4 protein-coding genes are annotated in these 6,456 nt (G+C 71.8%); all 4 read right to left on the reverse strand.

Going from position 1 to position 6,456, the window contains the following annotated elements; translation table 11 throughout:
- Positions 1-53: 53 nt before the first annotated feature.
- The 4 genes from AB0N81_RS25340 to AB0N81_RS25355 all read right to left on the reverse strand — a co-directional run bounded on the left by AB0N81_RS25340 (position 54) and on the right by AB0N81_RS25355 (position 6,153).
- Complete coding sequence (locus tag AB0N81_RS25340) at positions 54-1,541, reverse strand: FG-GAP repeat protein (protein WP_365362056.1); 1,488 nt, start codon at positions 1,539-1,541, stop codon at positions 54-56.
- 279 nt (positions 1,542-1,820) lie between these two features.
- Positions 1,821-3,305, reverse strand: coding sequence for an FG-GAP repeat protein (locus AB0N81_RS25345; RefSeq protein WP_365362058.1), 1,485 nt, complete (start codon positions 3,303-3,305; stop codon positions 1,821-1,823).
- Between the two features lie 127 nt (positions 3,306-3,432).
- Positions 3,433-4,614 (reverse strand): FG-GAP-like repeat-containing protein, encoded by a 1,182-nt coding sequence (locus tag AB0N81_RS25350; protein ID WP_365362060.1) that lies wholly within the window; start codon positions 4,612-4,614, stop codon positions 3,433-3,435.
- A gap of 162 nt (positions 4,615-4,776) precedes the next feature.
- Positions 4,777-6,153: a VCBS repeat-containing protein gene (locus tag AB0N81_RS25355; protein WP_365362062.1), complete on the reverse strand. Its 1,377-nt coding sequence runs from the start codon at positions 6,151-6,153 to the stop codon at positions 4,777-4,779.
- Between the last annotated feature and the right edge of the window lie 303 nt (positions 6,154-6,456).

Here is a 6,456-nt window from a genome sequence, read left to right on the forward strand (position 1 = left end):
GGTGCGGGCTCGGCGGAGGTGCGGGGCCCGGCGAAGGTGCCGGGGCCGGTTCGTCAGTCGGCGAAGTTCGAGCCGAGGCGTGGTGTGCCGGTCGCGGAGATGCCCACCGTGGACGTGTAGACGCCGGCCGAGCCCGCGAGGGTGCCGTCCGCCTTGCTGGTCAGGGGGTAGAACGCGCCGTTCTCGCCGTTCTCGCCGAACGCGCCGACCGTGACGTCGCCCCGACCGTCGCCGTTCAGGTCGTCGACGTGGACGTCCGACCCGAAGAAGTCGTTCTTCTCGTTGGAGTTGGGCACGCCCGGCTTGTTCTGGTCGAGCAGGACCGCGCCGGCGGTGGACAGGCCCGAACCGTCCGCCTTGCCGTAGATGACGGTGATCGCGCCCGCGTCCGTGACGCCGTCGAGGTCCTCGCCCGCGGCGCCGACGACGAGGTCGAGGTGGCCGTCGCCGTTGATGTCACCGAGGTCGAGCTCGTTGCCGAACGAGTCGCCCTTCTCGCCGGAGCCCGGCACGCCCGAGCTGTCCTGCGTGAAGACCTGCGTCTCGCCGTACGGGCCGTTGGCCGCCCCGTGGGCGACGTACACCGTGCCGCCCTTGTTCGCGCCGTCGATGCCGTCGTCCCAGCTGAGGCCGATGATGATGTCGCCGTAGCCGTCGCCGTCCGTGTCGCCGACGTCGGTGATGACACCGCCGGGCAGCCGCTGCTGGTTGGTGGTCTTGAGGCCGTCGGGGGTGCCGGGGACCCACAGGTTGGCGTTGTAGCTGTCGGCCGTGGAGTAGCCGTCGACGATGAGGTCTTCCCGGTCGTCGCCGTTCACGTCGCCGGAGTGCAGGTTGAAGGGTCCCGCGCCCTCGCCGCTCTGGATGGCGGGCTTGATCGTGTAGCGGCTGCTGCCGGTGCCGCTGCTGCGGGAGATGTCGCCGTTGAGGACGTCGATGGTGGCCGCGCCGGACCGGGCGCCGATGGCGAGGTCGGTGGCGCCGTCGCCGTCGAAGTCGCCGGCCTCGATGGGCCCGCCGAAGTAGTCGTGGCCGCTCGGGCGGGGGTCCTTCACCGTCGTACCGCCGGAGAGGCCGTTCGCGGAGCCCCACAGGATCTGTGCGGTGCCGCCGTCCTTGTCACTGCCGACGTCCTCGCCGGGGGCGCCGACCGCGAGGTCGTCGTAGCCGTCGCGGTCGAAGTCGCCGTACGCGGTGTCGTAGCCGAAGGTGTCGCCCGTCTCGGCGGAGCCGGGGACGCCCGCGCTGTTCTGGCTGAAGGTCTTGTGGCGCAGCGTCTGGCCGCCGTACGTGATGGTGACCTGGCCCGCCGAGTCCTTGCCGCCGACGTTGGCGCCGGGCGCGGAGGTGGCGAGGTCCGCGACGCCGTCGCCGTTGAAGTCGGCCTCGTGCGAGGGCAGCGGGTCGGCGGGGGCCGCAGAGGCGGTGGCGCCCGTGACGGCGAGCAGTCCGCCGGTCATCGCGACCGTGACGGCCGTCGCCGCGGCGAGGCGCGTGCGTCTGGAGCGGACGGTGGTGGAGGTGCGCTTGTGCTTGGCCATGCGGTTCTCCTGCGGCATGCGGGGATGCGTGGCGGGCATCCGCGGTCGATGGGGCCGGGCGGACGTGTTCACCGGGCGTTGGCCCTGGCGTCACGTCGTGATCGGCGAAGAGGAGACCTGTGGTGGGGCGCAAGGGTTGTACGGGGGAGCGGAGTTGGGGTTTGTCGGGTGGCTTCGGCTGTTTCGCCGGACGGGCTGGGTGACAGCCCGTCCGGCGATTGAGGACGAACTCGGCGAAGCCGGTGATTCACGGTGCCGTCGGGCTGACGGCGCCCGGGGTCACCGCCCGAGAACCGCTCCGTACGCCCGCGCCCCCGCGAGCCCCAGCTTGCCCGGCGTGACCGAGGTGACCGCCGGCTTCGGGCCGTCCTTGGGGGTCGCGGCGTACCAGACGCCGCCCTTCGCCGCGTCCTCGCCGGGCGCGCCCACCGCGACGTCCGGGTAGGAGTCGCCGTTGTAGTCGCCGGTCGCGACGGCCGCGCCGAAGCGGTCGTCCGCCTCCGCCGTGCCCGCGACGCCCGCGGAGTTCTGGCTGAAGGCCGGGCCGGAGAAGTCCGCGCCGGTGCCGGACGAGGCGAGGACCCAGTAGGTGCCCGCGTTCTTGGCGGTCCCGACGGCCTCCGTGTCGGCACCGACGATCAGCTCGTCGATGCCGTCCCGGTCGAGGTTGCCGACGGCGAGGTGTGCGCCGAAGTTGTCGCCGGCCTCGGCGGTGCCGCCGACGTTCGGGTTGCTCTGGGCGGTGCAGGAGGCGCCGCCGTCGCCGAGAGTGCCGCCCTTCTTGCCGTAGATGACGGAGATGGCCCCGCCGAGGATGTCCTCGCAGTAGGTGCCCTCGGCCTCGGGGTTCGTCCGCATGTTGCCGATGGCGAGGTCGGCGGAGCCGTCCCCGTCGAAGTCGCCGGTGGCGAGTGCGGTGTCGGTGCTGTCGGGCGTGTACCACGACTCCTTCCACTCGCCGGAGGCGCGGCTCTGCACGGTCGTGCCGCTGATCTCCATGCCGTCGTACGAGATGGCGAGGTCGTCGCCGCCGTCGGCGTCGAAGTCACCGCTCGTCAGGGCGGTGGGCCCCGCGAAGTGCCAGCCCGTGACCCGGGAGAGCTCGGAGGGCGAGCCGGTGGTGAAGGGGCCGGGCCGCGTCATGACCGAGTCGGACTCGTCGAAGTGGGAGTTGAAGGCGATGTCCTTGTCGCCGTCCTTGTCGAAGTCGCCGGTGGTGAGCACCGACCCGTAGCGGGCGCTGTCGATGTCGCCGTTGGCGGCGGTGAAGCCGCCCTTGAAGCCGCTCGCGGAGCCCCATACGACCGCGACGGTTCCGGCGGCCGTGCCGGCGGTGGTGGCCTCCCCGGGCGCACCGACGACGAGGTCGCTGTATCCGTCGCCGTTCATGTCGTTCGAGTCGACGGCGTGGCCGAACTTGTCGCCCGCCTCCGCCGTGCCCGGCACGCCGGCCGTGGCCTGGCTGACGGTGGTCGACCCGTGCTTGCCGAGGCCGGACGCGCCGCCCCACACGACGTTGACGTAACCGGCCTTGGCCTGGCCGCCGACCGTCGCGCTGGGCACGCCGACGGCGAGGTCCACGTAGCCGTCGCCGTTGTAGTCGGCGCGGATCTTCGAGGGGGCGGAGGCGGCGGCGGGGGCGGCGTGGGCGGCCGCTGCCGCGGTGCCCGCGGTCAGGCCGGTGACGCCGAGGGCGGTGGCGGCGCAGAGGGCGCCCGCCACGAGGAACTTGTTGCGCGCGTTCTCGCGCACGTACGTGGACATCGAGAGGTCTCCGACTTTGCTAGGGAGCAGATGAGTTGAGGCCCGGCAGAAGCCGGGAGGAAAGGGCCGAATGCGGCGGATGCGGCGGATGCGGCGGATGTGGTGTATGTGTCGGATGCGGGGCAGCTCAGCGCACTGTGCGCCCGAAGCCCGCCCCCGTGTCGCCGACCCCGAAGTCGGTGCCGTTGAAGGAGGCGGCGTACGACGAGGTGAGACCCGTCGACGTGCCGCGCAGGACCCACACGGCGCCGACGTCGCGCGTCGTGCCGATGTCCTCGCCGGTCGCGCCGGTGGCCAGGTCGGGCCTGCCGTTCTTGTTGATGTCCTTGAGACGCACGGACGCGCCGAAGCGGTCGTCCGCCTCGTCGGCGCCGGGTACGCCCGCGCTGTCCTGGTCGTACGTCACCGGAGCGCCGAATTTCCCGTCGCCGCCGCGCCGCACGGTGACCGAACCACCCTTCCTGCCTGCCGAGTTGTCCGGGTTTCCGGTGATCAGGTCGTCGTAGCCGTCGCCGTCCACGTCGCCCGCGGTGGCCGCGTGGCGCGTCACGGTCGTGGGGACGTCCGCACCGAGAACCTCGGCCTGGTAGCCGTAGTCGCCGACGCCGCCGTTCATGTGGGCGGTGTAGGCGCCGCCGTCCGCGCGCTCGCCGTACAGGACGAAACCGACGCCGTCCTTGTACTTGAAGTTGCCGGTGACCATGCCGTCCAGGCGCACTCCCTCCGGCAGGAAGTCCACCTCCAGGCCGTGCACGCGCCCGTCTTCGCCGTAGTAGTACCAGTTGTCGCCGCTGATCACGGCGAGCTGGGGCGCACCGTCGTAGTCCAGGTCGGTCCAGACGGTGGCCTCGCCGAAGCGGCCGGTGGTGTCGGCGGGGGAGTTCAGTACGCGGCCGCCGGACGTGAAGGCGTTCTTGCCGCCCCAGACGATGGAGACGGAACCGGAAGGCTTGCCCTCCACCTTCTCGCCCGGGGCGCCGACGATCAGGTCGGCGTACCCGTCCCGGTTCACGTCACCACTGCTCACGTTCTCGCCGAACGCGTCGCCGGGCTCGGTGACGCCGGGCACTCCGGAGGTGTTCTGGGTGACGGTGACGGCGCGGTTCTCCGCGACGCCGCTCGCCGAACCGAGGGTCACCGTGACGGCGTTGGAGTCGGGCGAGCCGACCGCGAGGTCGCGGTAGCCGTCACCATTGAAGTCGTCCTTCAGGGTGGAGGCGGCGCCGGCCGGACCGGCCAGTGGCAGCGTCAGCCCCGTGGCCGCGAGGGCGGCGACGGTGGCGGTGACGGCCAGGTTTCTTACGCGCACGTGCACTCCCGGAGCCTTGGGGTGAGCCTTTGGCTATTGCTTCCGGGTGTGTGACTCGTGGGGCGTACGAAGGGTTGTGCGACGGGAGAGGCGCGGTGACCACTGGGTGAACGCCCAGGGGCGCCGGACCTCTCGCTGATCCGCCACTCTTGGTCGCCGCCCTCAGCCGCCGCTCAACGGCAGGAACTCCTCGCTACTGAAGGTCAGTTGCGGCTTGCGTGCGACCAGGTCACTGTCTTTGCGTCCCGGGTAGACGGCCACCATGTCCTGGCTGTCCCCGCGGTACGTCCGCACGACCAGGTCGGCCCGCTCGTCGCCGTCGAAGTCCGCGACCTGGAGGACCTGTGCGGTGCCCTTGGCGCGCGGCACGACGGTCGCCGTGGCGTTGGCCGCCAGTCCTGCCGTACGTCCCCGGAGGACCCGCACCTCTCCCGCGCCGCCGCCGCTTCCGCTGCCTCCGCCGCTCAGGACGAGCTCGCTCAGACCGTCGCCGTCCAGGTCGCCGGCGTCGACGGCCACGTCCTTGGCTTCGAGTGTGCCTCGCAGGGTGCTCGGCACGTCGTAGCGGAGGGCGACTCCCTTCGGTGAGGCGACGGCCGCGTCCATGCCTTTGCCCTTGCCGAAGCGGCCGAAGGCGATGTCCTTGCCGGCGGGGAAGAGCACGCCGGTCCCGTCGGGGCCCTTCGGGCCGCCCAGGACGAGGGCGCTGGTGGCGGCGCCGGACGCGTTCGCGGCCTTGCGTACGAGTACGTCGTCGTAGCCGTCGCCGTCGACGTCCGTGGCCCGCCCGGTCACGAGGTTGTTGCCGGGTGCGGTGACGGGGGCGGCCGCCGCGCGCGGGGCGCCGGTCCGCTTGAACGGGCCGCGCAGGAAGGAGAGCCGGGCCCCGCTCGCGTGCAGCACGAGGTCGTTCGCGCCGTCCCCGTCGAAGTCCCCGCAGACGGGCTGGTCGGGCCAGTCATTGCCGAAACGTGCCTGCGCGGGGACCTTCAGCTGCACGGCCTTGCCGGTCAGCCCCTTCGGCGAGCCGAAGAGAATCTGCAGCGGAACGGGCGGTTGTCCCTGTCCGTCGTACGGCGGGTCTGTGGAGACGATCAGATCGCCGAAGCCGTCCTTGTCCAGGTCGCAGGAGGCCTCGGACTCGAAGGCGGCGGGCAACTCGCCCTTTGTGCGGGCTCCGTTGGCGTGCGCGCTCAACAACTGCCGCGCTCCGGGCCGGAGTCCGTTCTGTCCCCCGTAAACAACCCCGATCCCCGCGTCATCGCCGTGATCGCGGTGCACGAGGTCATCGAGTACGAGGTCACGGGCCCCGTCACCGTTGAAGTCACCGTCGGCGCCGGCGCCCTTGTCACCCTTCACAGCCTTGACGCCCTTGCCGATCGGCACCGGCTGCTGGGGTGTGCTCTTGCCCGCCATGCTGATGGGGTGGTCGTCGGTGCGCTTCTTGCCGTTGGCGTTGTCATCGTGGCTGCCGCAGCCGCCGAGAAGGAGCGCGCAACTGACGGCGATGGCGGCGCCCGCGCCGACGTGCCGCCTCACGCCGCGTCCTACGCCGCGCCCTATGCCGCGTCTCGCGCCCTGTGCCCCGGCACTCCGCATGCCTCTCACCCACCCCGACTGCCTCGGCTGACTACAACCAGCCCATGATGCGCTTCCTCCCCTTGCGGGAGGAGGGGGGTGGGGTCCCGTTTACATCACGTCGTCCGTGTGTCCCGTGACTTCGGCGGGCCGGTGTCTTTGACGGTCACCGGGGCCGCCCGGTTTTTTGCGGATTGTGGCGCCTCCGGGCCGGCAGTAAAGGGCGCTCCGCTGCGCTACGCGTCGGCTGCGCCGATTCCGCTC

The sequence above is a fragment of the Streptomyces sp. NPDC093510 genome (assembly GCF_040683555.1).
Taxonomy (GTDB): Bacteria; Actinomycetota; Actinomycetes; order Streptomycetales; family Streptomycetaceae; genus Streptomyces.

What these genes read in the sequence shown, in the direction of transcription:
- AB0N81_RS25345 (WP_365362058.1), bottom strand. Translation starts at nt 3,305, where the DNA reads ATGTCCACGTACGTGCGCGAGAACGCGCGCAACAAGTTCCTCGTGGCG.
- AB0N81_RS25340 (WP_365362056.1), bottom strand. Translation starts at nt 1,541, where the DNA reads ATGGCCAAGCACAAGCGCACCTCCACCACCGTCCGCTCCAGACGCACG.